The sequence below is a fragment of the Mucilaginibacter pankratovii genome (assembly GCF_014773265.1).
Taxonomy (GTDB): Bacteria; Bacteroidota; Bacteroidia; order Sphingobacteriales; family Sphingobacteriaceae; genus Mucilaginibacter; species Mucilaginibacter pankratovii.
Genome location: NZ_JACWMY010000014.1, coordinates 87,461 through 113,833, shown reverse-complemented (window position 1 = coordinate 113,833; position 26,373 = coordinate 87,461). Strand labels below are relative to the sequence as shown.

Annotated in this window: 29 protein-coding genes, 2 tRNA genes and 1 riboswitch; of the genes, 15 read left to right on the top strand and 16 right to left on the bottom strand. The window is 44.2% G+C overall.

The genetic code is table 11. From position 1 onward, the window contains the following. Positions 1–98: 98 nt before the first annotated feature. Positions 99–169, bottom strand: a tRNA-Gln gene (locus tag IDJ77_RS23545). Positions 170–297: 128 nt separating this feature from the next. Between IDJ77_RS23545 and IDJ77_RS23540 the strand changes: the two genes are divergently transcribed. The 4 genes from IDJ77_RS23540 to IDJ77_RS23525 are packed head-to-tail and all read left to right on the top strand — an operon-like array spanning position 298 to position 3,086. After that, positions 298–1,263 carry a hypothetical protein gene (locus IDJ77_RS23540; protein ID WP_191191436.1) on the top strand — a complete coding sequence of 322 codons (966 nt, stop codon included), beginning with the start codon at positions 298–300 and terminating at the stop codon, positions 1,261–1,263. Further along, entirely contained in the window at positions 1,260–1,835 is a 576-nt protein-coding gene (locus tag IDJ77_RS23535; RefSeq protein WP_191191435.1) for a nucleotidyltransferase domain-containing protein, read from the top strand. The genes IDJ77_RS23540 and IDJ77_RS23535 overlap by 4 nt, the downstream gene beginning before the upstream one ends. After that, positions 1,810–2,016, top strand: coding sequence for a hypothetical protein (locus tag IDJ77_RS23530; protein WP_191191434.1), 207 nt, complete (start codon positions 1,810–1,812; stop codon positions 2,014–2,016). Before IDJ77_RS23535 ends, IDJ77_RS23530 begins: the two co-directional genes overlap by 26 nt. After that, on the top strand, positions 2,013–3,086 hold the full coding sequence (locus IDJ77_RS23525) for a DNA polymerase beta superfamily protein (RefSeq protein WP_191191433.1): 1,074 nt from the start codon (positions 2,013–2,015) through the stop codon (positions 3,084–3,086). The genes IDJ77_RS23530 and IDJ77_RS23525 overlap by 4 nt, the downstream gene beginning before the upstream one ends. 7 nt (positions 3,087–3,093) lie before the next feature. Here the strand turns inward: IDJ77_RS23525 and IDJ77_RS23520 are convergent, their stop codons facing one another. Together IDJ77_RS23520 and IDJ77_RS23515 are read right to left on the bottom strand one after the other, a co-directional pair. Further along, positions 3,094–3,579 carry a hypothetical protein gene (locus IDJ77_RS23520; RefSeq protein ID WP_191191432.1) on the bottom strand — a complete coding sequence of 162 codons (486 nt, stop codon included), beginning with the start codon at positions 3,577–3,579 and terminating at the stop codon, positions 3,094–3,096. Positions 3,580–3,745: 166 nt separating this feature from the next. Continuing rightward, positions 3,746–5,920: a carbohydrate binding family 9 domain-containing protein gene (locus IDJ77_RS23515; protein ID WP_224751211.1), complete on the bottom strand. Its 2,175-nt coding sequence runs from the start codon at positions 5,918–5,920 to the stop codon at positions 3,746–3,748. Positions 5,921–6,125: 205 nt separating this feature from the next. On the opposite strand from IDJ77_RS23515, the gene IDJ77_RS23510 reads away from it, so the two are divergent. Beyond that, a complete protein-coding gene (locus tag IDJ77_RS23510; protein WP_191191431.1) occupies positions 6,126–6,737 on the top strand; it encodes a class I SAM-dependent methyltransferase in 612 nt (203 codons plus the stop codon). Between the two features lie 14 nt (positions 6,738–6,751). Here the strand turns inward: IDJ77_RS23510 and IDJ77_RS23505 are convergent, their stop codons facing one another. From IDJ77_RS23505 to IDJ77_RS23480, 6 genes are all read right to left on the bottom strand, one after another. Beyond that, complete coding sequence (locus tag IDJ77_RS23505) at positions 6,752–7,234, bottom strand: GNAT family N-acetyltransferase (protein WP_191191430.1); 483 nt, start codon at positions 7,232–7,234, stop codon at positions 6,752–6,754. 151 nt (positions 7,235–7,385) lie between these two features. Next, positions 7,386–7,979: a GIN domain-containing protein gene (locus IDJ77_RS23500; protein WP_191191429.1), complete on the bottom strand. Its 594-nt coding sequence runs from the start codon at positions 7,977–7,979 to the stop codon at positions 7,386–7,388. Between the two features lie 528 nt (positions 7,980–8,507). Continuing rightward, a tRNA-Cys gene (locus IDJ77_RS23495) sits at positions 8,508–8,578 on the bottom strand. A gap of 8 nt (positions 8,579–8,586) precedes the next feature. After that, entirely contained in the window at positions 8,587–9,222 is a 636-nt protein-coding gene (locus IDJ77_RS23490; RefSeq protein WP_191191428.1) for a peroxiredoxin, read from the bottom strand. Positions 9,223–9,373: 151 nt separating this feature from the next. Further along, positions 9,374–9,488: riboswitch (SAM riboswitch) on the bottom strand. Between the two features lie 254 nt (positions 9,489–9,742). Further along, positions 9,743–10,471 carry a hypothetical protein gene (locus tag IDJ77_RS23485; RefSeq protein WP_191191427.1) on the bottom strand — a complete coding sequence of 243 codons (729 nt, stop codon included), beginning with the start codon at positions 10,469–10,471 and terminating at the stop codon, positions 9,743–9,745. Positions 10,472–10,478: 7 nt separating this feature from the next. Beyond that, positions 10,479–11,552 carry a glycoside hydrolase 5 family protein gene (locus IDJ77_RS23480; protein ID WP_191191426.1) on the bottom strand — a complete coding sequence of 358 codons (1,074 nt, stop codon included), beginning with the start codon at positions 11,550–11,552 and terminating at the stop codon, positions 10,479–10,481. A gap of 485 nt (positions 11,553–12,037) precedes the next feature. On the opposite strand from IDJ77_RS23480, the gene IDJ77_RS23475 reads away from it, so the two are divergent. Together IDJ77_RS23475 and IDJ77_RS23470 are read left to right on the top strand one after the other, a co-directional pair. Next, positions 12,038–13,519: a PAS domain-containing sensor histidine kinase gene (locus IDJ77_RS23475; RefSeq protein WP_191191425.1), complete on the top strand. Its 1,482-nt coding sequence runs from the start codon at positions 12,038–12,040 to the stop codon at positions 13,517–13,519. Between the two features lie 14 nt (positions 13,520–13,533). Further along, entirely contained in the window at positions 13,534–13,968 is a 435-nt protein-coding gene (locus tag IDJ77_RS23470) for a response regulator (RefSeq protein ID WP_191191424.1), read from the top strand. 93 nt (positions 13,969–14,061) lie between these two features. On the opposite strand, the gene IDJ77_RS23465 is transcribed toward IDJ77_RS23470, so the two are convergent. Further along, complete coding sequence (locus tag IDJ77_RS23465) at positions 14,062–15,042, bottom strand: type I phosphomannose isomerase catalytic subunit (protein ID WP_191191423.1); 981 nt, start codon at positions 15,040–15,042, stop codon at positions 14,062–14,064. Between the two features lie 153 nt (positions 15,043–15,195). Between IDJ77_RS23465 and IDJ77_RS23460 the strand changes: the two genes are divergently transcribed. Continuing rightward, positions 15,196–15,735, top strand: a complete 540-nt coding sequence (locus IDJ77_RS23460) for a hypothetical protein (protein ID WP_191191422.1) — start codon at positions 15,196–15,198, stop codon at positions 15,733–15,735. Between the two features lie 79 nt (positions 15,736–15,814). On the opposite strand, the gene IDJ77_RS23455 is transcribed toward IDJ77_RS23460, so the two are convergent. Further along, positions 15,815–17,044, bottom strand: coding sequence for an NADP-dependent isocitrate dehydrogenase (locus IDJ77_RS23455; RefSeq protein WP_191191421.1), 1,230 nt, complete (start codon positions 17,042–17,044; stop codon positions 15,815–15,817). A gap of 297 nt (positions 17,045–17,341) precedes the next feature. Here IDJ77_RS23455 and IDJ77_RS23450 point away from each other — a divergent pair, with 297 nt between their 5' ends. Both IDJ77_RS23450 and IDJ77_RS23445 read left to right on the top strand, forming a co-directional pair. Beyond that, positions 17,342–18,055, top strand: a complete 714-nt coding sequence (locus IDJ77_RS23450; protein ID WP_191191420.1) for a hypothetical protein — start codon at positions 17,342–17,344, stop codon at positions 18,053–18,055. A 69-nt stretch (positions 18,056–18,124) separates the two neighbouring features. After that, entirely contained in the window at positions 18,125–18,559 is a 435-nt protein-coding gene (locus IDJ77_RS23445) for a hypothetical protein (protein WP_191191419.1), read from the top strand. A 125-nt stretch (positions 18,560–18,684) separates the two neighbouring features. Here IDJ77_RS23445 and IDJ77_RS23440 read toward each other — a convergent pair whose 3' ends face one another. From IDJ77_RS23440 to IDJ77_RS23430, 3 genes are all read right to left on the bottom strand, one after another. Further along, positions 18,685–20,505 (bottom strand): DNA polymerase III subunit gamma/tau, encoded by a 1,821-nt coding sequence (locus IDJ77_RS23440; RefSeq protein WP_191191418.1) that lies wholly within the window; start codon positions 20,503–20,505, stop codon positions 18,685–18,687. 72 nt (positions 20,506–20,577) lie between these two features. Further along, the gene (locus tag IDJ77_RS23435; RefSeq protein WP_191191417.1) at positions 20,578–20,823 is read right to left on the bottom strand and encodes a hypothetical protein; all 246 of its coding nucleotides are present in this window, start codon (positions 20,821–20,823) and stop codon (positions 20,578–20,580) included. A 79-nt stretch (positions 20,824–20,902) separates the two neighbouring features. Beyond that, the gene (locus IDJ77_RS23430) at positions 20,903–21,511 is read right to left on the bottom strand and encodes a hypothetical protein (protein WP_191191416.1); all 609 of its coding nucleotides are present in this window, start codon (positions 21,509–21,511) and stop codon (positions 20,903–20,905) included. A gap of 124 nt (positions 21,512–21,635) precedes the next feature. On the opposite strand from IDJ77_RS23430, the gene rpsF reads away from it, so the two are divergent. The 4 genes from rpsF (at position 21,636) to mtgA (ending at position 23,598) form a co-directional block, all read left to right on the top strand. Beyond that, positions 21,636–22,001 (top strand): 30S ribosomal protein S6, encoded by a 366-nt coding sequence (rpsF, locus tag IDJ77_RS23425; protein ID WP_191191415.1) that lies wholly within the window; start codon positions 21,636–21,638, stop codon positions 21,999–22,001. Beyond that, positions 22,001–22,264, top strand: coding sequence for a 30S ribosomal protein S18 (rpsR, locus tag IDJ77_RS23420; RefSeq protein ID WP_067054791.1), 264 nt, complete (start codon positions 22,001–22,003; stop codon positions 22,262–22,264). Before rpsF ends, rpsR begins: the two co-directional genes overlap by 1 nt. Positions 22,265–22,280: 16 nt before the next feature. Continuing rightward, on the top strand, positions 22,281–22,724 hold the full coding sequence (gene rplI, locus IDJ77_RS23415) for a 50S ribosomal protein L9 (protein WP_128535914.1): 444 nt from the start codon (positions 22,281–22,283) through the stop codon (positions 22,722–22,724). A 118-nt stretch (positions 22,725–22,842) separates the two neighbouring features. Beyond that, the gene (gene mtgA / locus IDJ77_RS23410) at positions 22,843–23,598 is read left to right on the top strand and encodes a monofunctional biosynthetic peptidoglycan transglycosylase (protein WP_191191414.1); all 756 of its coding nucleotides are present in this window, start codon (positions 22,843–22,845) and stop codon (positions 23,596–23,598) included. A gap of 285 nt (positions 23,599–23,883) precedes the next feature. On the opposite strand, the gene IDJ77_RS23405 is transcribed toward mtgA, so the two are convergent. Both IDJ77_RS23405 and IDJ77_RS23400 read right to left on the bottom strand, forming a co-directional pair. Then, a complete protein-coding gene (locus IDJ77_RS23405) occupies positions 23,884–24,510 on the bottom strand; it encodes a DUF1801 domain-containing protein (protein WP_191191413.1) in 627 nt (208 codons plus the stop codon). A 37-nt stretch (positions 24,511–24,547) separates the two neighbouring features. Continuing rightward, a complete protein-coding gene (locus tag IDJ77_RS23400) occupies positions 24,548–24,838 on the bottom strand; it encodes a YciI family protein (RefSeq protein WP_191191412.1) in 291 nt (96 codons plus the stop codon). Between the two features lie 86 nt (positions 24,839–24,924). On the opposite strand from IDJ77_RS23400, the gene IDJ77_RS23395 reads away from it, so the two are divergent. Further along, positions 24,925–26,373 carry an NHL domain-containing protein gene (locus IDJ77_RS23395; RefSeq protein ID WP_191191411.1) on the top strand — a complete coding sequence of 483 codons (1,449 nt, stop codon included), beginning with the start codon at positions 24,925–24,927 and terminating at the stop codon, positions 26,371–26,373.

Here is a 26,373-nt window from a genome sequence, read left to right as displayed (position 1 = left end):
ACGGCAACTTGATAACTGTTATGCACTGTATTGGCAGGTAGGCTTACGGAGGGCAAAAAAAAGGACGGGCAATTTATTCAATCGCCCGTCCGTTAATGTTTTCGTGAATGGATTCGAACCACTACTAGCAGAGTCAGAGTCTGAGGTGCTACCGTTACACTACACGAAAATGCGGTAATAGCTTATAAAGCTATGGGGCAAAAGTAATAAAAATTGCAGACTTGGGAAATTGAACGAAAAAAACGACGTTCAAAAGCTGTTTTACGTTTACCGCCATTGTATTATCTTCGCCATTGTATGATGTACACTTACCTCAAAAACAACAAATTCAGAATCCTTACCATACTTGTATTAACTTTTTTGTTGAGCGCATGCGGCGGCGGCAAAAAAAATAAGATCTATACCAGCATACTGAATGACGAATCTGTAAAGCCATCTTTTATGCAAGTGAAGGGCATCCGTTACACCGAAGTGCGCCGCGCCTTTAAAAATGGGCTCTCTTTTAATAACGATGGCTACCAGCTGGAGCCGGAATGGCACCTCTCTTTCCTGTCAGACGATTCGGTGAACATCTATAATCCCAAACGCAAAATGTTTGTGAACGCGCCGATACTGTTCGATCATGATTCGCTGTTTAATGTGGCATGGTCGTGGATGCGCTTGCGTAAATTAAGCCGCGATAGTATCATCTTCCAGGTAATGACGGTGAAGGGGCGCAAACTGATGCGCGACAGCTCGGTGGTATACATGACCCTCTATGCCGACGATTACATCAAAAACAAGCTGCATACCGATGCTGCTACATTGATGAGGCCCCGCCGTGCGGACACATTGTTTATCCAAAAGAAGGCGGCACTGGCTAATAAGGATACCTCTAAAGCCTTCTCCGCCCGCGAGCAGGCTGTGTTAACAAGCAAAACGCCGCTGCTTACCATAAAACAGATAGACGCCATAGCCGAAGACGACAAGCGCGAAGGCATGATACAGGATTATATGCTGCCCGAGTACAAAATCACCATCAAAAAAGCGTACGACGACTTTAAATACTCATTTTCGGTGCGGATAGACGCCGACGGCTCCCTGCATTTCCTGCGCAGCGTGATCTTCGTGTACGAGGAATTTGTGGCTGCATATAACCGGGCCATGCGCGGCATAACCGATGGCTACCTAAAGGCATACCTCAACGTAAAACCCGGCAGCACATTAGGCATACCACATTCCAGCTTTATTATTGTAAATGTAGTGGGGACCAAGAAGGGATGATGCGGGAAACAATAAATCAAAAACTGCTGGAACTGGAGCAGCAGCAAAATATCAGGATACTTTATGCCTGCGAATCGGGCAGCCGGGCCTGGGGCTTTGCATCGCCCGATAGTGATTTTGATGTGCGCTTTATTTACGCGCGCCAACTGAACGACTATCTGAACATCGCCGATATTAAAGATGTTGTTGAATTGCCGGTGAACGAAATTTTAGATATTGGCGGATGGGATCTCCGTAAAGCACTTAAACTTTTCCTGAAATCAAACTCGCCGCTTTACGAATGGCTGCAATCGCCAATTATATATCAGCAGGACGATAGTTTTGCAACCACCTTGCAGGCGTTGATGTCGGCCTATTATTCCCAAAGATCAGGCGCTAACCATTACTTATCAATGGCGTTTAATACCCTGACAAATGACCTGCAAAGCAGCGAGGTAAAAATGAAGCGGTACTTTTACGCGCTTCGCCCTGCTTTGGCTTGCCAGTGGATAATTGAAAAAGGGACGGTGCCGCCCATGGAGTTTGCGCATTTAAGGGTGCTTATTAATGATAGCATTCCAGTCTGCCATTGATGAGTTAATGGAGCGGAAATTAGTTTCTGATGAGAAAACGATGATAAGCCCGGTTATGTTACTGAACGAATGGCTAAGCGATACACTTAGCGCTTGCAAAGCTGCCGTGCCCGAATTGCCTGCTACTAACAAGGGAACCGATGAGCTAAACGCTATCTTTAGAAAACACGTAACTAAATGACCTTTGAGGGATTAAAACAACAGCCCGAATTTTTACTGCTTGATTGCGTTAGCGGCAGCCACGCTTACAACCTGGCAATCGCTACTTCGGACATCGACAAGAAAGGCATTTTTATTTTACCGCAACGGGAGCTATATGGCTTCGGCAACACAGAGCAGGTTGCAAATGCTACTAATGACGAAGTGTATTTTGAGATAGCCCGGTTTTTAGATCTGCTGACCAAAAACAATCCCAATATATTAGAGCTATTAAGCACACCACCGGCCCATGTGCTGTATCGCCACCCGCTGATGGATCTTGTGCGTGCCGAAGATTTCCTATCAAAATTATGCCTTGATACTTTTGCCGGGTATGCGCAAACCCAGATTAAAAAAGCTAAGGGCTTAAATAAAAAGATCAATAAAACATTTGAGCCGGAACGGAAATCAGTACTTGAGTTTTGCTACGTAATAAGCGGAACGGGGAGCATCCCGGTTAGCGAGTGGCTTGCGGCAAACCAATTCGATCAGCAAAATTGCGGACTAACCAGCGTGCCACATTTTAGGGATGGTTACCAGCTTTACCACCAAACACAGCTAAAGGCCGAGGGGAAACTTTACGGGATCATTTCAGGCCCGTCGGCCGAAGATGTGCAATTAAGCCATGTACCAAAAGGTATCGAACCGTTGGCTGTGATGAATTTTAATAAAGACGGCTATTCCGTTTATTGCAAAGAGTACCGCGAATACAAAGAATGGGAAGAAAAGCGCAACGACGCACGGTATAAAAGCACTTTAGTGCACGGGCAAAATTATGATGCTAAAAACATGATGCACACCTTCCGCCTGCTAAACATGGCCAATGAAATAGCATTGTATCGGGAGGTTAATGTGCACAGGCACGATCGCGATTTTCTGCTAAAAATAAGAAACGGTGAGTACACGTTTGAAAGGTTAATGCAAATGGTGGAAGAAAAGACGGAAGAGATAAAAGCGGACTACGCTAAATCATCGCTGCCGGATAGGCCGGATATCAAAAAAGCGGAAAATATTTTGGTGGAGATAAGAGAGACGTTTTATTCTAAACAATAACTGCCGTCTATTTCTTCTTCACCACTTTTACCTTCAACTCCCTTTTCTTCGGCGATACGGCTTTAGTAATGGTAAAACCTTCCACAAGCTGCTTCGGGTCTTTCACTTTACCTAATGAATTTACATAGGCATCAGTAAGCAACTTCTCCATATACCGTTGCGGGAAATCCTCTTTGCTCTTTACCACGTAATACCGGTATTGCACGCCGTTGCCTATCAATATCTTATCCGGGTCCTCTATCTGGCTGCCCCAGTAAAAGCCAAAATGGATGGCCTTATTGGTACGAATGATGGCGATGGTGCAAAATACATGACCCGCCCGCTCCGTTGGCGACCAGCCGAAAGCCAGCGCGTTGTAGTTATCGTAAATAAGTTCGTTACACATGGGGTACCTGTCCCACACAAATTCGCGCAGCCATAGGGCAAGGTCGATAACTTCTTCGCCAAAAGGCTGGAGAAATTTTAACAGATCGGTGGTTTGCTCTTTGCTCATGTGATTTTTATCTTACCGAACACTACTGTATAACAAAAAATCACCCATAAAAAGGTGGCTTTTATGTTAACCCTGTAAAAATACAAATAATTGATTATTAATACTTTATAAAAGTTAACCTTGAATTGTGTTAAGTTGTGTTAACCCTAATTGCCCTCTCATTAAGTTAAATATTCCACCAGTAGGTCCACTTTACGGTCAGCTGCCTGTTTTTAACCATAAACGGCGATGGGATGGAATTATCGCCATAAACAATAAACACGTCCGACGCAGGGCGGTAGCGCCATTGCAGGCGGGTGTTGATATTCATATTGCGGGCCTGCTCGTTGTACTGCACAAAGGTGGTAAAGTACAGGTTATTGGTAAAGGTAACATCGGTACGCGGGCCTATCAGCCAAAAAGAATTACGGCCATAGGGCTGCGGCAGGCGCAGATCGTTATAGGAGGCGTTTACCGCTATATTTACATAAGGCTGAAAGCGGTAGCCCAGCTGGCCGGTAAGGGTGAGCTTTGTGCCGTCGTCATAATATCCCCCGTAGGAAGCTTCTGCAACATAAGTGAATACGCTTTGCGGCTTGGAGATATACTGTACATCGGCCGTGTTCCAATGGCTCTCGAAACCGATGGGCAGGTTGCCTTTGCCAATGTTTGTAGGGTCGTATGGGCGCAGCAGCTTTACATAAGTGTCGCCTCCCGAAAACCATAGCTGGCTGCGGTTGCGGAAGGTAATGATATAGCTGAGGATGCTTTCGTTATCCGTGCGTTTAAAATGTTCATCAAAAAAGTAGTTGGATGATAGCTGTAGCGTATGGATGAGTACCGAACCTGTTTTTGGGAAAAAGTTGTGCAGCAACAGGGGGCTAAGCTTGTTGTAACCACGGCGGGGTACATAGCCTACCTCGGCATTGTAGTTACTGCCCACATATTGCTGCTGCAGGTACAGCGTCCAATATTTACTGAGGTATTGCAGGTGCGCCGCCTGCACATAATCGTGCCCGGTAACGCCGGGGCTGAACGATTTTAAGCCGAGAAATTTACCCGTCCATAAGTTATTGGAGGAGGCCAGGTTGTACTCTACTCCTATGTTGCGGTTATAGCCCGGTGTCGTATTGCCCGGGCTTGGCGCGCTGCCGGTAGCATCCTTGTTAATAAACATGATGCCGATGTTGGAGCGGGAGAACACACGCCTTTGCAGCGTTACCACGCCAAAGTTTTGGCCCGGCAGGTTATTGATGCCCGTTTGCCCGGTTTGTACATCCATTACCCCTACGCGCCAGTCCTTATTGATCTTACCCGTTAAGCGTGTGCCAAAACGAATGGGGGCATTGAGCCCTATCCTGCGCGAAAAGAAGGGGCGGATATCGGCATAACCAAAATTGGCAAACAGGTCGCCGTTCTCTAAAAAGAACTGTCGCTTTTCCGGGAAGAAGAGTTCGAAACGGTTTAGGTTGATCACCTGCTGATCTACATCCACCTGCGAAAAATCGGGGTTAACGGTCAGATCCAGGTTAAGGGATGAAGTGAGCCCTATCTTTACATCCCCGCCGATATCCTTGCGCCAGTCGGTTGGTGTTTTAGTTTGATAGTCTTTAGTAAGTCCTGCCAATGCATAAGGTATAACCGATACGTTACTGCTGGCTACGGGTGGTTCCTCGTCCCAAACCAGCGTACCTGTGTAGGCAAGGGATGCGGTAGGGAACTGCCTTGGCACCGGGGCCCAGCTCGATTTCTCGGTAGATTTAAGATCGTTACGGCTAAAGTTGATGCCCCACTCGCGGATACCTTTTTTATAGCGGATACTCTTAAAGGGAATAGATGCTTCCCACACCCAGCGATCGGGATAGTTTTTTACTTCAGAGGTCCATTTGTTGTCCCAGCTCAGGTCTACTTTGCCGCCCTCATACATGGTGCCATCCCATTGCGCGCCCGCCGCGTTAGCGCCAAAACTAAAGCCATCGGTACGGGCATCAAAGGGATCCATAAAAAGTAAAAAGTTATCGTTCTTTCCAAAGTTAAAGTCGCGCTTTAACGATTCCACCATGTTTTGGCCCGGCAGCCCGCCGTAGCAAATGGCTACCACATATAGGTTGTTATTGTCGTAGGTCATTTTCACCGTGGTTTTCACCTTAGCAAAGCTGGTATCCATGGGTAAAACCAAAAAGAAGTTGGCGGCGGAGTCGGCATGTTCCCAATCAGCTTCATCAACAACGCCATCTATTTTAATAGCGGCCGCGGCACGTTTTATATGGTACTGGTAAGCGGCGTTCTTTTTTTGGGCGAAAGCTGTTAAGCCGGGCAGGCAAAAGCAAAGCAGCAGTAAGGTGAGTTTTCCTGTTGACAATGGGTAAAAAATAATGGTTTTGAATACTTGGCTACGAGAAACAAGTATATAGATATTATTCGGATAAAAATATTCAATGTGTGTTTTGAACACAATTGTTACGCTGGGCTCATCTTCTTCCAATTATAGCGACGGGTTTGAAACCCATCGCTATGGTGTAAATTAACAAACAACAAATTCCACACACAAACCCTACATTTACTTTATGAAAAACAACCTACAGCAGCTTTACGGCAATATTGATATCTACCTTTTCGACCAGTTGTTGAAAGGGCGTTTTGATGGCTGTAAAAAGGTGCTGGATGTGGGCTGCGGCGGCGGGCGCAACATCGTTTATTTCCTCCAAAACTGTCATGATGTTTACGGTATCGACCCAAACCCAAACGCCGTGGCCGAAGTACAGGCCCTGTCCAAAATGCTGGCACCGGCCAACCCGCTAAAAAACTTTGTGAATTGCACCGCCGAAAACATGCCCTTTGAGGATGCGGCCTTCGACCTGGTAATTTGCAGCGCAGTGCTGCATTTTGCCGAAGACAGCAACCACTTTGATGCTATGCTCCGCTCCGCATGGCGCGTACTAAAACCCGGCGGCTACCTATTTACCCGGCTGGCATCAGACATCGGCATAGAGAGCCTGGTTACCCCCTTAGGCAACAGCCGCTACGCCCTGCCCGATGGCAGCGAACGCTTTTTGGTGAACGAGCAGATATTGATAGAATACACCCGCGAACTCAACGGCCAATTGTTCGAACCGATAAAAACCACCAACGTGCAAAATTTAAGATGCATGACCACCTGGTGCCTGCGGAAGAGATAAGGTGCGGCCCGCTTTTATAATGCCCGGTACATGATATAAGTATCTACCAAACCCAGTTGCTGATGCCTGAAACCATTTGGCGTTGTACCGATGACGAAGAAGCCATGCTTTTGCCAAAGTTTAACTGCGGTTGCATTGCTCGATACCACAAAATTAAACTGGATGCCTTTGAAGCCCATTGCTGTTGCCATTTTTATAGAGTGCTGGCATAACAAACTGCCAATGCCTTTTCCCCTAAAGCCAGGGTGCACTATGTAACCGCAATTGCCTATGTGGTTACCCAACCCAATCTGGTTCGGTTTCAAAAAATAGGTTCCTGCCACCTCGGCGTTATCTATTGCTACAAACGTTTCCATTCCGGCGCCCAGCCAGTAGGTCATCATGTCGCTTCTGGTGCTATCGGGCGCAAAGGCATAGGTATCGCCGGGCTTTACCACAGCAGAGAATATTTCCCAAATGGCGTCGTAATGCTCAGGGGCGGCTTTTATTATTTCCATTGCAATACAAAGTTGCTGCATTAACCGGGTTATTCAAATACGCCCTCTTAATTTTTTATTTAATTGCCCTATGGTATCCCACAAAACCGATCGAACAAAAAAAGCCGACTGTAAGCAGCCGGCTTTAAAAAACTTATTTGTTGTATGCTTATTATAAAGCAGTTATTTGTTTGCCTGTTACAGCAATGTTTTTGTTTTCGTAAAGGCGTATTACCGCAAGGTTGTTGCGTGTAACGTTTTGCTCCACTTCCCTGTTCAGGTTAAATTCATCAGCAGTACCTTTAACATCGGCCTTAGCATTGTTAGTTACAAGCAGGGTTAATTTAAAAGCATTTAAGTTCAATTTTGCCTGGGCATTATCGTGCAGATCTACGCTGAACTCAATTTTCGACAGGGTGCCGAACGAATTGATCTGTGCATTATCAAACGCCGATACCGAACGCAGGTCCTTAGCTTTTACCCATATCACCAATTTGTCGGATGTGTAAGACGAGATGCGTAACACACCACCTTTGTTTTGGATAAGTGCGCTTTCTGCATAGTACTTGTTGTAAACTTTTATCACATCAGTTGGTGCATCAGTAACGTAAAGTTCTACGTTGCCATGAACTTCAATTTTGTTGATAGCGCCTACATCCTCTAAGATGGTAAAAGCGTCGTCTTTTATTGTATTTGCGTAAGTTGACTGGAATGATGCTGAAGCAAGGATAACCATTGCGATCAGGATTAGATTTTTAATTTTCATTGTCATATTATTTTAAGGTTGTTTTGCATCAATTGTATTTACCTCTTCAAATACAATTAAATTACAAGGCTTTTGCTCTTTCCTCGGGCAGTGTATATATCCCCTTGTAATTCTCCGCAAAGGTGAGGTTTATTTAAGATAGAAAAATCATCTTAGTGTAAAATGTACACTATTTAAAAATAACGCAAAAATTAGTCCCTTTATTGATTTTTATACTCATTTACAGCTATTTACTACCTGTTAAATTAAGGATTTAGCATTTTTGGGGCGGCAACCAATTTCGACGATGGCCATCACCCCGAATTTTGGCGGCGTAAAATCGCCCGGAGGCAAATATTTTTTTCCGGAAATTTTGGGAAAAACGAGTGGAAAAAACGAAAAGAGAAAAGCGCTTTTGTTTGGTGCTAATTAAGGCAAGATTGCCAACTATCCACATTCATTGCCGCCGGTTTCAACCGACGCCGGACACAAAAAAAGCGACAAGCCCCTCTGCTTGCCGCTTCTGAAAACTAAAATCACCTAAATGAGACGTCGTGGGTAGATTCGAACTACCGTTGAAGGTTTTGCAGACCCATACCTATCCTCTCGGCCACACGACTTTATTTGCCTATTTGTTAGGCTGCGGTGTTAAGCGCAGGTATGGTTTTACCTCTACAAAGCCTTTGGGAAATTTAGCAGGGATGTCTTCCGTTTTAATGGATGGCAACACCACTACCTGTTCGCCGTCTTTCCAGTCGGCCGGGGTGGCTACGCTGTGGTAGGCGGTTAGCTGTAATGAATCTATCACCCTTAATATTTCCTGGAAATTTCTGCCTGTTGACGCCGGGTAGCTGATGATCAGTTTTATTTTCTTATCCGGGCCGATGATGAACAGCGAACGTACAGTAGCCGTAAGCGAGGCGTTGGGGTGAATCATATCATAAGCCTGCGAGATCTCGCGGCTTTCATCGCCGATGATCGGGAACGTAACTTCTACACCCTGGGTTTCGTTAATATCGTTTATCCAGCCCTTGTGCGATTCTACATTATCCGTGCTTAGCGCAACTACCTTTACGTTGCGTTTTTCAAACTCATCTTTTAAAGATGCGGTTTTGCCCAGTTCGGTAGTACATACCGGTGTGTAATCTGCCGGGTGAGAGAAAAGTACGCCCCAGCTGTCGCCCAGGTATTCGTAAAAATCAATTTCTCCCAGTGATGTATTTGCTTTAAAGTTTGGGGCGTCATCGCCAATTCGTAAGCTCATAATTTTTAAAGTTTTGTTTTAATATTTTTTTGAATAGCAATAAATGCCAACGGTTAATTATCATCAAACTTATCCATTAAAAATTCAGAAAAAAGGCGGGCCGGGCAGAAGCAAGAAGATGTTTTGGCAAACATCCATTGTCTTTTAAATCAGCTTATCTGTCCTCGTTAAAACGAAGCAGGAATTAGCACCTTACACCATGCTTAAAGCCGGTACAGGTTGCTAAGACATCATAGGGCCTTTCCCTCTGTCTTTCTGGATAAGTATTTTTAAAGAACGATTACATCACAAAAGTAGATATAAAAACTATAGTTCCTATAGACTTTATTATTTTATTGAAAATTGGCGTTAACAAATTGAAAATCAACTATAAAAAATCACGGAGTTGTTCGTTATCGCGTCATTGCAAGGCACAAAGCAATCTCTAAATTGGACAAGCGGACTTGCACGGCGGCTCTGCTTATCGGGAGATTGCTTCGTACCTCGCAATGACGATAGCATGAGGGTTTTCCCGGAAAATTTACTCAGTAAAATCAACCGTTAAATTGGCAAACTCCCCGTCGGAAGTATTGCCAACCCACAAGCCTATTTTGCCATGGGTAGTGCTGTTTAGCCTTTTAACTGCAAGGCTCGGATTGCTGTGTCCATCTACAAATACAAGTACGTGGGGGCTCTTTACCACTATCTTTACGTGGAACCAGCCGTCAGCCATAGGAGGCAGCCTTATGTCTTTTTCGTATTGTCCGTTGTATTTCTCGCGGAGTATCTCCCAATCAAACTGTGGCAACGATACATATTGCACCGCATGTATCCGCCTTACCGAATCCGGCGCCCTAAAGTTGAAGGGCCTGAAATATACCACATCCATTGTATTTGGCGAGCCAGTGCCGTGAAAAGCAATGCCTACAAAACTGTGCTGCAGTACATCCTTACCTTTTATATCCAGCTCAATTACGCCGTTGGTAAAGTCTACATTTTTTAGCCAGGCTACGCCGTCATTTTCGCGGGCCGATAGTTTAATGCCTTTTTTATCAGCGGCCTCAAACGCGGTGGCTTCCCGGTTCACTACTTCCAGTTCCCCTGCTTTTAGCATCTCCGCAAGGGGATACAGCACCTTTTTTATTGAAGCCTCCCGGGTGGTAAATGTTATGGGCCGTGTCCGCGCCCTCTTCACAGCCTGTGCATAACCGCCATGCGCGCTCAGGATGGCCACCCATAAACCCGCAATAAACAAAAGATTTTTTTTCATCGTGATGTTATTTACCGTTTAATTTTTTGATCAGGTCCACCTCTTCTTGCCTATAAGGTGTGCCGTCCTTACGGAAGATATCATGAAACCATTCCTTCGGCTCGCTGCCATCGGGCATCGGGTTATCCCAGGCGTAAATGGTATTGGTTTTCCCCATTACAAAACCCCAGTTAAGTGCGCCTACGTTTTCTTTCTTCAGCATAGGCATTACGTTGGCAAACTTACTGCCACGGGTACGTGCCATATATTCGGTACAAATAAGCGGCTTGCCGTGCGTTTTCAGTAGTTGGATCGATTTCAGGTGCGAGTTTTCGTCGGTATAATCGTGATAGGTAATTACATCCGAGTTTAGCGCCTGGCAGGCGTTGAGTTTCTCAAAACTCCAGTCCCACAAACCAACAGACACAGGCTGATCTGGGTTTACTTCCCTTGCCCAGCCAAATACTTTGGTAAGCAGGCCCATGGAGGCTTCCTTTTTACCCGAATTACCCGGCTCGTTAAACAGATCCCAAAGCAAAATGCGTTTATCATGTTTAAAGGCGCTCATCACGTCTTTTACGTAAGCTTCCAGTTCGGGGTAAATGCCGGCATCCTTTATCCTGTTCCCGGGGTCCTGCAACCAGCCGGAATTATGGATGCCCACTTTTGGTATAGGCTGCAGGCCAATTTTAGCGTCGGCGTTCCAGCAATCATCAAAAAACACAAACATCGTTTTGATATGGTGTTTATCTGCTATCTTAAGATATCGCTCAACGCGTTGCTTAAACCCTGCTTTATCCTGTTTCCAAGCAAGGCTGTATAAAAACACCCGCATGGTGTTAAAACCAATGCTTTCGGCGTAGCCAAGCTCCCTGTCTATCGTTGCGGCATCAAAGGTGGCGGCCTGCCACATTTCTAACTGGTTAATAGCTGTGCTGGGGATAAAATCACTCCCGCTTATCCATTTATGCTGTGCATACCAGGCATTGGCCTTTGCAGGCGACCAGATTTTACCGGCAGGCGCTTTTTGGGCAAATACATTGGTAGATATAATAACTGCAACTAAAGCAGCTGCAAAAATTTTGTAGTGTATGTTTTTCATGAAAAAATAATTGGCGGGAGTAAATATATAAAATTTGTTTGCGTTGAATACGTTTAGATGACGCAAGGGTGTTAGGTACCGGGCGGTATTACAAATTTCACGGTGCGTTTAATAATTTTAGTTTGTCTATCAACTACATCCAACTTATTAAACCTCTAAAATAATAAGCCCGGATTAGATTTTGTAATAGCACCAATATCCGCTATATAATATTCATAACTATAATTACATTTTACCGTATAAGAGCCTTACATACTTTTTGAAGTTTGGCATTGCAAATGCTATATAGCTTATAATAAGGATAATAAAATTGAAATACTTTAATACTTTCGCATTAAAATAATACATCAATTACAAACCGGGCAAACCCCCGGATGCCAAATATAATTCAACAACTCAAAGTTGTATGAGCTGCAAAATTTATTTTTTGGCATGTTTATTAGCAATGATGTGGTGATAAAAAAGAAGGGGAACAAACGCAGGAAATGAGTTTTTTTGAAGGTCATAACTTTTTTGGCGAAAGCACAGCTCATCTTGCGCGTTTAATAAACAATATTAATACGGGTATTTGGGAATACAATACCACTACCAAAAAGGCTAAGTGGTCTGACGGCTTTTACGCTATTTTAGGTTACCAACCCGGCGAAATAGAATGTTCCTATCACAACTTCTTCGAAAACATCCTCTATTACCACGATAAGCAGACCTTTTTAAAGGCAACACATTACGCCGGCACGGGCCCTGTCCCTATCGCTCAAATAAGACTGCTCACCAAAAAACATGGTTACCAGTGGTTTGAAAGCTCGGCGCTAAAGCACGACGATGATGACGGCCAGTTTATATATGGTGTTTTAAACAACATTAATAAATATAAGCTTGCTGAATTTACGGCGGCCAAAACCGATTTCCTGAGTGCGGAAACCGGCAGAATGGCCCGGATTGGCGGCTGGGAAATTGATGTAGCGTCCATGTCGCTTAATCTGTCGCGCGAGATCTACAATATTTACGAGTTGTACGGCGATATTAAGCTTACCTTAGATGAAGCCCGCAGTTTTTTTGAGCCTGCATACCGGCCAATGCTAACTAAAGCTATTGAAGACGCTATAAAGTATTGCAAGCCCTACGATTTAGAAGTACTTTTTAAAACCGCCAAAAACAATATTATTTGGGTAAGAGTTAAAGGCATTCCTATTATTGATGATTTTGGAAAGTGCATCACTATCCGCGGTGTTTTCCAAGATATTGATGTCATCAAAAGAAATGGCATAAGCATGCAGTCGTCGATAAATTTACTCGACGATCAGAACAAGCGGCTGCAAAACTTCGCCTATATCGTATCGCATAACCTCCGCTCGCATGCGGGTAACCTTAAATTTATGGTTAACCTGTTTGAAGAGACCAAAGCAGAAAATGACAAGGAAGAGATCTTTTCGCACATTAAAACCATCAGCGAAAGCCTTAGCGCAACCATGGGTCACCTGGATGAGATCGTAAAGATCCAATCGGAGATAAGCAAAGAGCGCAAATCCGTTTCGTTTGAAACTATATTTAACAATGTAATAGCTACTTTAAGGGCTAACATTAAGGCCAGTAACGCGCAGATAAATGCCAATTTTAGCGAAGTGCCCGAGATAAGCTATATCCCAGCCTATCTGGAGAGCATTTTTCAAAACCTGCTTACCAATGCTATTAAGTATAAGCATCCCGATCGCGAGCCGGTTATCAATTGCTACACCAAAACTGACGAAAAGCATATATACCTGGTATTTGAGGACAACGGTATGGGTATAGATATGAAACGATTTGGCGACCAGCTTTTTGGCATGTACCGTACCTTCCACCAAAATAAAGATGCCAAAGGAATTGGCCTTTTTATCACCCGCAACCAGGTAGAAGCCCTGGGCGGAAACATTGCTGTTGACAGCACCGTAAATATTGGCACAAAATTTACAGTAAGGTTAGTATAATAATTAATGTATAGATGAGTGTAGAACGACAAAATGTAACGGCCTGTATTATTGATGATGATGACATCTTTATCTATGGCTTCAAAAAATTTATTGAAATTAGGGGCGTTTTCGCTGAGATACTCCATTTCAGTAACGGACAGGAAGCTATCGACTATTTAAAAAACCCTTTTTACGCCGACAACTTGCCCGATATTATTTTTGTTGACATTAATATGCCGGTTATGGATGGATGGGAGTTTACCCGCAAGTTTGAGGAAATAAAATCCCGGATGGGGAAAAAAATCTGCGTTTACGCCATCAGTTCGTCTGTAGATATCAATGATATTAACCGCGCGAAAAATAATCCCGTAATAGAAGATTATATCCTCAAACCAATAAGCGAAACTTATATAGCGGATATTATTAATTCCTGCCAGATCAGTCCAGGGTTCAGTAATATGAACTAAGAATTCAATAGAACCAAAAGAGACGCGAATGTATCGCGTCTCTTTTGGTTTTACTATTTTTGGGGTGGCGATGAGTTCATCCTCCCTCCCATACTATTCAATATAGCTTTCCAGTATTTTAAAGCCCGAGGCAGTTTCGAGGGTAACCTTATCTATTGTTTTTGGCAATAAGATACACTCACCCATTTTAACCGGGTAAGCCAAATCGTTATGCTTAATGGTATACTCGCCTGCTACGCATACGTGTATCACAAACGAATCTAAACCCGAGTAATCCTTTTCGGTGCCCTCAGTAAAATCCATAATGTTAGTGGTGAAATACGGACAGCTTACTACATGCACAGTTTCATCTTTTTGCGGGGTGTAAAGCGTTTTGTATTCGTCGTAGTGTTTGTAATCTATGGCAGCCAGGGCTTCCTGGGTATGCAATTCGCGTTTGTTGCCCTTATCATCTACCCGGTCGAAATCATAAATGCGGTAGGTGATATCAGATGTTTGCTGTATCTCGGCAATCAGCAAGCCTTTGCCAATGGTGTGCACACGGCCGGCCGGCAAAAAGTAAACATCGCCCGCGGTAACATCCTCCTTGTTCAGGATATCCATAATATGCCCGCTGTTTAAGGCATCCACATATTGTTGTTCGTTCATTTCGCGGTTAAAGCCGGTGATGAGGGTGCTGCCCGGGTCGGCCTCTATTACGTACCACATTTCGGTTTTACCGAAAGAATTGTGGCGCTCTTTAGCCAGTTTATCATCGGGGTGCACCTGTACGCTCAGGTCATCGTTAGCATCAATAAATTTGATCAGCAGCGGGAAGATATTGCCAAAATGAGCGTATACCTTATCGCCCACCAGTTCGCCCTGAAATTTCTCCAGCAGATCTGCTAAGGACTGGCCCGCAAGTTCGCCGCTATCTACAACCGATACATCGCTTTTAACGCCCGAGATCTCCCAGGTTTCGCCGCAATTTGGCAGATCGCCAATATCTTTGTGCAGGTAGGTTTCTATTTTGTGGCCACCCCAGATTTTATCTTTATAGATGGTTTTGAATTTTAGCGGATATAATGCTGACATAGGTATTCGTTTTGACGGCTAAGTTAGGGATTTTGCAGACGCGTGGAATAAGGTTTTTCTAAAAAGCAATAACAAAACAGCCATTAACAATCGTATTGCTTACGCATTACTGTTTTATATTACCTTAGGCAAAAATTACCGTTGCTTATTTCGATGAAGAAAGCCTTATTAATTATCTCTTGTTTCACCTTGCTGCATGCCTGTAAACCGGCGGTAAAGGGTAACGTATGGACAGAAGCATACGAGCAAAACTGGCGCTATCAATTTGATAGAGATATGAAAGCGCGGCTACCCGATGATGCAAAAAGAGCAGACTTAATAAACTTTATGCTTATACGATTGAAGGCCGAATTGCCTAACGGCATGGAGTCGGTACCGGCAGATAGCTTAAACCGCCTGTCAATTAAAATTGGGGCGGAATATGGGTTCGCACACGAAAAAGAAGCAGTAGCAAGGGCTACCGGTATGGTTCCTACCCTTAGACCCTGGACCAAAGAAATAGAACGGGGGTTCCGTGAAGCTGTTTTATCAGGCTCTAAACCGGATGAACTAAAAGAGAATACGGTTTTATGCGATTGCTATATTACCGAATTAAAAAAAGCCTATACCGATTCTGTAATGCTGCCAGTTCCTTATGATACACTTCAAAAGATATCTAAAAATTGTTACGTAAAATTAAACCCGAAGAAATAGCAAACCCCGGCTGCATACAATTACAAATAAAAAAGCCCATCCTTTTTCAAGAATGGGCTCTATATAAAAAGTGGGCTAATTACTTACCCAACTTAGCTTTCAAGTTCTCGTCGATAGCTTCCAAAAACTCTTCGGTGTACAGGTAATCGGTACCGTGTTCTACCTTTGGTTTTATGGTGATGGCCAAATCTTTGGTCATTTTGCCGCTTTCTACGGTTTCAATACAAACCTGCTCTAAAGTTTTGCAGAAATCGATCAGCTCCTGGTTACCATCCAGTATACCACGGAACTCTAAACCACGGGTCCATGCAAAAATAGATGCGATAGGGTTGGTTGAGGTGGGGCGGCCGGCCTGGTGCTCGCGGTAGTGGCGGGTTACCGTCCCGTGTGCTGCTTCGGCTTCCATCACGGTACCATCAGGTGTAACCAGTGTAGAGGTCATTAAACCTAATGAGCCAAAACCTTGCGCTACGGTGTCGCTCTGTACGTCGCCATCGTAGTTTTTACAGGCCCATACAAAGTTACCGTTCCATTTAAGGGCCGATGCAACCATGTCGTCAATCAGGCGGTGCTCGTAAGTAATACCGGCTTCTACAAACTTAGCTTTGTAATCTGCCTGGTATATCTCTTCAAAAATATCTTTAAAACGGCCATCGTATTTTTTTAGGATGGTGTTTTTGGTTGATAAATATAAAGGCCAGCCTTTCATCAGCGCCTGGTTAAAACAAGCGTGTGCAAAGCCTATGATAGATTCATCGGTGTTGTACATAGTTAAAGCAACGCCATCACCTTTAAAGTTAAATACTTCAAATGATTGCTCCGGGCTGCCATCTTCAGGCGTAAACTTTACGGTAAGCTTGCCTTTACCTTTAGTAAGGAAATCCGTAGCGCGGTACTGATCGCCAAAAGCATGGCGGCCAATGCATATTGGGGCCGTCCAGTTTGGTACCAAACGCGGAACGTTTGCCATAACAATTGGTTCGCGGAAAACCGTACCATCTAATATATTACGGATAGTACCGTTTGGCGAACGCCACATTTGTTTCAAACCAAATTCTTTTACACGGTCTTCATCTGGTGTGATGGTTGCGCATTTGATACCTACACCGTATTGCTTAATAGCGTTGGCCGCATCAATGGTAACCTGGTCATCTGTTTCATCGCGATACTCGATACCAAGGTCATAATACTTTATGTCCACATCAAGATAAGGGATGATCAATTTATCTTTTATAAATTTCCAGATGATGCGTGTCATTTCGTCGCCATCCAGTTCAACTACCGGGTTTTCTACTTTAATTTTTGACATACCTTATTATGGGTTATTTTTTGATTTAACGGTTTCAAACTTACATAAAATTTTATTTGTAAATTTTCACAAAACACACATAATTTTAAAAAAACAGCGTTAATTACGTGCGTTAGTTATATTATTTACAATTGCCACACATAAAAATTCGCTTACCTAATAATTAAACAATAAAATATTTAGCGTATTTTAACCCCGGCAATTAATTTTAGGGCAGCATTGCTTTTTAAACTTGAGGTGCTATTTTTATAAAAATTTAATCATCCGCTATTTTTCCCGTAGCATTGCTGTTATATTATGATAAAGTTGCTTTTAAAAACAACATTCTTCGTCCTGCTGTTAACCTCGGTTGCTTCGATATCAAAAGCACAAATTGGCTACGATTACGCACAATATGATTTTGGTTTGGGTGGAAACATCAACGGGGTTTACGGTGACGCCGAAACAGTCACAAAAACCGGGTCTGCCTCTATCAGCTTTACCTATAACCACACCCCATTTGTTAATTATGTGGTGGAAGTACAGGCAGGTATTTTAAAAGGCGGGGACATACACTCCAAATCGGGCAGGTATTTTAAAAATAATTATACTGCCTTTGTATTTAAAGGACAACTGCAGGCCGGCGAATTGATCGACTATTCGCGCAGTGGCGCTGCCAATGTGCTTAAAAACCTGTACATTTCTGCTGGTTTAGGTTATTTAATGAACGATATACGGGATGGCAATATCAACCGCGTATCGGAGATAACTCCCGGCTTTGTTACCACCGGGCTCGATAAAAGCAACGAGCTTTTTTTACCCATAAGATTAGGTTACGAGTTTAAAATATTTAACCAGTACAACGAGCCATCTTTTAAAGTAGACATAGGCGCGCAGTACAATATGGATTTTAACGATAATATGGACGGTTTCGACGCGGGTAAAAGCAAGGATAAACTGATACAATACAGCATCGGGCTAAAATTTGCTATTGGCGGCGTTACCTCATACCGCAAACAAATACATTACTAAGCCCGTTTTTGCCGCCTGGCGTTTTTGGCAGGGTTTTTAATGTATATAACGTGTACAAAACAAAGACCTATGATAACCAATAACGAAAGACCAGAAGGAAAGATCGACCCTGAATACAGGGATACCGACCTGGACAACAACGCCGAGGATACTGTAGACAGCGAAGACCTTAATTTTAACGAGGCTGAAGGCAGTTTTGAGTATGATGTAAAAGGCGACGACCCCGACTATGATCACCCCGACCCTTACGACACTACCGTAAAAAACGGCGAGGATATCAGTTCAACCTATGATGAGGCCAACCCTTACGATACCAAAGGCGAATATGATGCGGCACGCTCTATAGAGACCGATGCCGATTCGCTGGGGATGCACATTGATAGCGGCAAAATTGTAGAGCTCGACCCGTTGGACGCCAGGCTGGCCCATACCCCGGAAGACGACCGCGACGATCTTGACGAAGAAGGTTATCCAAAAAACGATACGCCGGAAGGATTTAAATAAGTTGGAAATGTTTTAGAAGTTGAGAAAGTCGCTAATCTAAAAACGACAAATAGGAAAAGGGATAGTTCTGATGAGCTATCCCTTTTATTTTGCAAACTGCAAACCGGCAACTGCAAACTGTATTGTTAATCAAAATCCAGGTTAAACTTATTCTTCAGATCTATCAGCTGCGGGTTTTTGGCTGCCATATGCTGAAATTTCTCCAGCGAAGTATAAGGCTTGCGTACCACGGTAGATTCTTCCACCTTCGCGTTCACTTCTATGCTGAAGTTTTTTAAGGTGGTGCGCAAAAAGTTGAGCACGTTTGGCCGCTCGTCTCTAAAATCCTTCTCCTGTACCTTATTAGATACAGTGATTTCAAAATTACCGGGCGAAAGCACCCTTGGTGTAACCGACGTAAAAATGTTATATAAACTGGCAGATTTACCTTCGGCCTTTAGCTTTGCGCCATGGTTTGTCCACAATTGCAAAAACTCATCCATGGTAAAAGGCTCCTTATCATCGCCTTTTAGGTAAGGGTCTTCTTCTACCGCTAAGGCCTCTTCAACCTGCTTGCCCAGGTCTTTCCTGTTTGGTATTTTAATAGATGTTACCCCGGAATGCACATTAGCTACAAACACATTCTTTGGTTTTTCCGCTTCGGCTGGGGCCAATGATGGCGTAACCGGCCTGGGCGCCTCGGGTTGTGCTGCGGTTCTGTTAAAAACCGGCGGCGAATCGCGCAAAACGGGTACCTCGTCGGCTACTACAGGCGCTGCCGGCGGCACAGATGCTACTGTATCAGGTTTTTTTTTTAACTCCCCTTGCGGGACAGCTACTGCCTGAGGCATTGGCGCGGTTGCCAGGTTAAATACCGACTGTAGGTGACACATCTTCAGCAGGGCAAGTTCTACCTGCAAACGCTGGTTCTTACTTTGTTTATAACTGATGTCGCACTGGTTGGCAATATTCATGGCCGAGAGCAGGAACGAGGTAGAGGCCGCCTGCGATTGCTGCAGGTAGCGCTGTTTTATGGTTTCGCTCACTTCCAGCAGTTTAATGGTAGCTGCATCCTTACCTACCAGCAGGTTACGAAAGTGCTCGGACAGGCCGGATATAAAATGCGCGCCATCAAACCCTTTGGATAATATCTCATCAAAAAGCAGTAACGATTGCGCGTTATCCTCGCCCAACAGTTTATCTGTTATGCTGAAGTAATAATCGTAATCAAGTATGTTAAGGTTGTCAATAACCGAGCGGTAGGTAACGTTTCCGCCGCTAAAGCTCACGATCTGGTCGAACATCGAGAGCGCGTCCCTTAAACCGCCATCTGCCTTTTGGGCGATGATGTGCAGGCCGTCGTTTTCATAGCTAATGCTTTCCTTTTGAGCGATATTAGCCAGGTGACCGGCCATATCCTCTACCCTGATGCGGTTAAAATCAAAGATCTGGCATCGCGAGAGGATGGTGGGCAGTATTTTGTGCTTCTCGGTAGTGGCTAATATAAATATGGCGTAGTTGGGTGGTTCTTCCAGCGTTTTCAGGAAAGCGTTGAACGCCGCCTGCGAAAGCATGTGTACCTCATCTATTATATAAACTTTATAACGGGCAGCCTGCGGCGGTATGCGCACCTGCTCTATCAAACTGCGGATATCATCAACCGAATTGTTTGATGCCGCATCCAGCTCATGTACATTAAAGGAGTTACCATTCTGGAAAGCACGGCAGCTATCGCAGGTACCGCAAGCCTCGCCATTGGGCAGTAAATTGGTACAGTTGATGGTTTTTGCCAGGATACGCGCGCAGGTAGTTTTGCCCACGCCCCTTGGCCCGCAGAACAAAAATGCCTGCGCCAGCTGGTTATTTTTAATGGCGTTTTTTAACGTGTTGGTGATATGTTGCTGACCAACAACGGTTTCAAAGGTAGCCGGGCGGTATTTGCGTGCCGAAACAATAAAATTATCCACAGGTATAAAGGTAGCAAGAAATTGCTTTACCTGAAAGCTTCAGAGATGGATTGTGAATAAATTGCCGGCGGGTTACTGCAGATCATCATCCGGTAAATGGTCGTCCTCATCCGGGTCGGGCTCGCGCACATCGTCGCCTACGCGTATCTCGTGCTCATCATTGGTGCTTTCCATCTGGTCGTCAAAGTCTTCATCCTCTTCATCATCCCAATCGCCCTCAAAAACTTCGTCTTCCTCAATTGGCCCCTGCAAAAAAAGGGTATCATACATAAACCCTGATACACCAGCCTCCTGGTACCTGCTTTCAGAAAATTGCATAACGGTTTGTTTTATTTAGGAAACGACCACCAGTGGCAATATGTTTTAAAAAACACCTTATAAAAGCTTTAACAATTGTTTATAAGAATTCAACTGCAGTAATTTCCTTCACCTTATAATATCCTTTAGCCTGCGGCAGATAAACTTCCATCTCCTGCCAGGTAATTTTCATTTTTTTTCCCGTAAGCTGTGCCGCTGGTGTCTGCAGTTTCTCCGAGCCCGGAAACTGCCGCAACCACAAAAATGATTTTTCGCTTCCTGTTCTATCGCTTATTACGATGTAGTTAAACCCTCTCGAATCAATCCGTTTAAATGTTCCGTCGCTGAAGTTGCCTGCATCTTCAGCTTCTTTTTGAACCATAGCAGTAGACAGTTTCATAAAAGCATCGCATTTTTGTTTCATAAGATTTTTCCCCAGATCGATACCTATAGCGCGCATAGCAACCTGGTCTGTCATATCTACTTTTTTCTCGTCGGCCAGGTCCGGCAGCAGATTGGCATTTTGTTGCACGCAACCCGTGTAGGCGGAAACCGCCTGCTGTTTAGTTGTAATTTTCGAAACATCGAGTCTTACCAGGCATTTACAAAGGCTGTCTGTCATCCGTTGTTCTATGGGCCCAATGGCCGTTTGAGCCTTCGCCGTGAAGAAAATACCCCAAAGGATGCAAAGCAATAAATATTTTTTCATGTATAAATATTAAGGCAACAAAATACGTTTTTAATTGGATAGTACGCTTGTATAAGTATATTATTCTTACTACATTTGCAGCCCCGTAATAGCGGGGTATTTAATTAAAAATCAAAGTATAACAATGCAACAGTACGAAATCGTGATCGTTCTAACCCCGTTGTTGTCAACAGAAACAGCTGCCGAGGCTATCGCCAAATACAGCAAAGTTTTAACAGACAACGGAGCCGAAATTGTCCAGGAGGATAATTGGGGTTTGAAAAAACTTGCGTACCCTATTCAAAAAAAGACTACAGGGTACTATCACTTAACTGAATTCAGGGCTCCCGGTGAAGTAATTAACAAAGTGGAAGTTGAATTAAGGCGCGATGAGCGTGTTTTACGCTTCCTTACCATTGCGCTGGATAAACATGCAGTAGCATACAACGAGAAAAAACGCAGCGGTGCTTTCAACAAAAAGCCTGTAGCTAAAGCGGAGGAAAGCAAATAATGGCAAACGACCAAATTAAATACGTTACCGCCCCTAAAGTAGAGGATAACCGTAAAAAATACTGCCGTTTTAAAAAGAATGGTATTAAGTATATCGATTATAAAGACGCTAACTTTTTGTTGAAGTTTATTAACGATCAGGGTAAAGTATTACCACGCCGTTTAACCGGTACTTCATTAAAATTTCAGCGTAAAGTGGCCCAAGCTGTTAAACGTGCACGCCACATTGGTTTATTACCTTACGTTACAGATTCATTAAAATAATCAGGAGGTTTACAAAATGGAAGTTATTTTAAAACAAGATGTAAAAAACCTGGGCGATAAAGACGATGTAGTAAGCGTTAAACCAGGTTATGGCCGTAATTTCCTTATCCCTAAGGGTTATGCCATATTAGCCACAGAATCTGCACGTAAAGTATTAGCAGAGAACCTGAAACAGGCTCAATTTAAACAAGATAAAATACGCAAAGATGCTGATGCTATTGCTGCCCGTTTGGAAGGTGTTAAACTTACCATCGGCGCTAAAGCTGGCGAAAGCGGCAAGATCTTCGGTGCTATCAATACCATACAGGTTGCTGATGCATTGAAAAAAGAAGGTTTTGAAGTTGACCGTCGCCGCATCACTTTTGATCAGGAGCCAAAATTTGTTGGCGAGTACGTTGCAAACGTAAACCTGCATAAAGAAGTAAAAGTTCAGGTACCTTTTGAAGTAGTAGCTGAGTAATTTAGGCTGATTTCGAATTTCGGATGTTCAATTTCGGATTTTGAAAAACGTTTAGAACCATAAAAAAGGAGTTTTGCTTAGCAGAACTCCTTTTTTGTTTTATAGATTAGCATCACAAATGGCACGCACTCAATCTTCCAAAAAATCAAACTCCAAATCAAGGTATCGCGGCTCTAATTCAAAAATCGGGGGTGTGTTAAGGCTCATTTTCCGCATCTTAAAACTCGCCTTCATCACCTTTGTAGGGCTAAGTATTTTAGGGGTGCTGCTTTTCCGCTTTGTAAATCCGCCTTTTACCTGGCTGATGATACAGCGTGGTTTTGAGCAAAAAGCTGCCGGCAAAGAGTGGAAGGTAGACAAGGAATGGGTTGACTTTGAAGATATTGCCGACCCCATGAAACGCGCCGCCGTTGCCGCCGAGGACCAAACTTTTTTAGAGAACCACGGCTTCGATTTTAAGGCCATACAGCGTGCCATTCAAAAGAACGCCAAAAGTAAAAAGCTGATTGGCGGCAGCACCATCACCCAGCAAACCGCCAAAAACATTTTCCTTTACCAGGGGCGTTCATTTATCCGCAAGGGTTTAGAGGCTTGGTTCACCGTATTGATAGAGATCTGCTGGAGCAAAAAACGCGTAATGGAGGTGTACCTTAATGTGATAGAAATGGGCGATGGCATCTACGGCATCGAGGCGGCATCGCAGGCTTACTTTCATAAACCGGCATCAAAGCTTACCAACCGGCAGGCGGCAGCTATTGCAGTGATCTTCCCCAACCCACGCAAATGGTCGGCTACCAATCCTACCCGTTATTTAAAACACCGGCAGTATCTCATCAGGGCTAATATGCGCAGGTTAGGCCCGCTGGAGTTTTAGGCGAAGCCCCTGGCGGCTACCGGGTACCACATCTTCTGCAAAAAAATTCTTTGTCCCGCTAGGGACAATCGCTTTGTAGCAAAACAAACAATTAATAAGAATTGCCCTGTAAGGGCTACCCTATCGCTTGCTTGTTCGATTAACCTGCAAATTTAAGGCTGCACCTATGGCGCACAAAAGCTTTTTTTCATAAATACTACAAAGCGTTAGCCCCGAATGGGGCAGGGAAACAGGTGGGTACACAATAGCCCTTAAGGGGGAGCTTTGATCAGCGAAATGGAGAAATCAGCAGTTTTTATACTTCCAATGCCTCGTCTTCCCCTCGCTTATCCATTCCAACCCTTCCTTTAAACGCTTTTCGCGGGTGGCTTCGCTTTTCGCATCTTCAAACCAGGTGATATATTCCTTTTTTTGAGAGGGGCTAAATTTTTCGAAGTACGTTTTCGCCCCATGATTTTTATCAAGCAGTTCGGCCAAATAGTCGGGTGTATCCGGCGCGGCGGCGGCAGGTTTGGCCACAGCCTTTTTTGCGGCGGGCTTTGCCCCTTTTAGAGCACCTTTTTGCGCTATGGCCTGGCGGATGTACCATATCAGGATATCATCCTCCGGGATATCGGCAACAGTGGTAAGTTTGCCAATACTCCCTGCAGATTCGCCGCCTTCGGTATGCAGTATCCCGTGCGGATCGGGCAGCTGGTCGGCTTTCCAAAAACCAAAACCCGCATGTTGCTTAAAAGCCATCATAAAGCAAAGCACACCGTTGTATTCAAAAAAGGGAGCGCTCCATTTCATGGTTTCGGTTATCTCGGGCGAGGCACGGTGCACCAGTTGGCGCAGGTGTTTTAAAATGGGTTTCGCAAAATCTGCCGCCTTCTCAATATAGGCGTCAACGCGGTTATCATACTGTTCCATAATGCAATATAGCGCAAAATAGAGAATTGCAAAAAAATCAATCGCGCAGCAAAGCTTTGAGACCCGGGTGCGCCTGCGATGCCAAAAACTCGGTAATGGTAAATTCCGCCAGTTTATGCTGGAAGAAGGGGTCTTCGGCAATTATCGTTTCCAGTATCTCCTTAGAATCTGCCTGGGCAATGATAATCCCTCCTGTGCGCGGCACTTTCCTTCCCGACATTAAAAACACATCAGCCTCGTAATACTTTTTAAGGTATTTTACGTGGGCATCCATGTGGGCATCCAGTTCTTCCAGCGGAACAATGTAGTGGAGGTTGATGATGAACATGCGATTATTAATAAAGAAATAAATTTAAGTGATGATTAATCATAAGCAGAAAATCAGTACTTTAGTTTTATTCAATTACTTATACCGTGATAAAAAAAATATACCCATTATTTTACATCTGCTGCTTGTTAATATACTTAACGGCGTGTAAGATCGATGCACCTGTTTTCCCGGAAAAGCCCGACGTCCCTACCGATACAACCAAAACACCCACTACTACTATAGATAAAGCACTACTTACCGGCTGGTGGAAACCAACGGTGAATACTAAGGCGACAGTTTATTTTGGTACCGATAATTTCTTTTTCCAGGATACGCTGAACAAGGATATTGCGCCAATCGCCGGCTTTTGGCGCACAGGTGGTGATACTATAAAATATAGCATAAACCTTGGCGGGCCTGCAACAGGCAACTATATAGTGAGCAAATTAACTGCCGATAGCCTGGTGGTAACACTGGCAGGCACCAAAACAGCTTATCATAAAATTAGCCTGCCTGCCATAACTTCAACAGCTATCAGCACTATTGCCGGCACCGGTATCGATGGTTATACTGGCGATGGCGGCCCTGCCACTGCAGCACTTGTATCGGCCAAAGCCGGTATACTGGTTAACAAAACAGGGGATATTTATTTTTGCGACCGTGGTAATAATCTTGTCCGTAAGATCTCAGCTGCCGACGGTAAGATAAGCACGATAGCAGGCTCGTATGGCAAATCGGGAGGGTTATATACAAACAATTCTGCCGCCACTGATGCCGTCCTCTCCTTTCCGGTATTTATCGCGATGGACGCGGCTAACAATATTTACGTAACCGAATCGCTGGCTAACCGGATAAGCAAAATATCGCCGGACGGTAAAATAAACTGTGTTGCAGGCTGCTCTATGTTCCCGATGCAAGGCTTCAGCGGCGATGGCGGCCCTGCTACAACCGCAGAGCTTCGGGAGCCACAGGGAATAACTGTAGACAGTGTAGGCAATATTTACTTTGCAGACCTAAGTAACTATCGAATTAGAAAAATAAATGCTTCAGACGGTAAAATAAATACGATTGCGGGTAACGGCATAAGTGGCGTTAGCGGAGATGGGGGGCCTGCAATTTCCGCAACGCTCTCTGCACTTGATCTTTCTTTTTCAAAAGGCAATATTTACTTTACAGATTTTGTAGGAAATCGCATCAGAAAAATAGCTTTGTCCACCGGGGTAATTAGCACCATAGCGGGCACCGGCGCAAGAGGAAGCACCGGCAACGGTGGGCTTGCCACAGCTGCTCAACTTTATCTTCCCTTCGGCATTTCTATTGATAATAAGGGGGATATTTACTTTGCCGAAACAAATGGGGGTATTATCAGAAAAATAACTAATTCTACCGGCATTATCACTAAAATAGGCGGTACCGGGTTCGATAATTTTTCGGGCGATGGCATCCATGCAACCGCTTACTCGATGGTTGGCCCATATGATGTTGCTACAGACGCAGCAGGCAATGTGTACATTGGAGAACAGGCAAGAATAAGAAAGATAGCGGCAAATTAG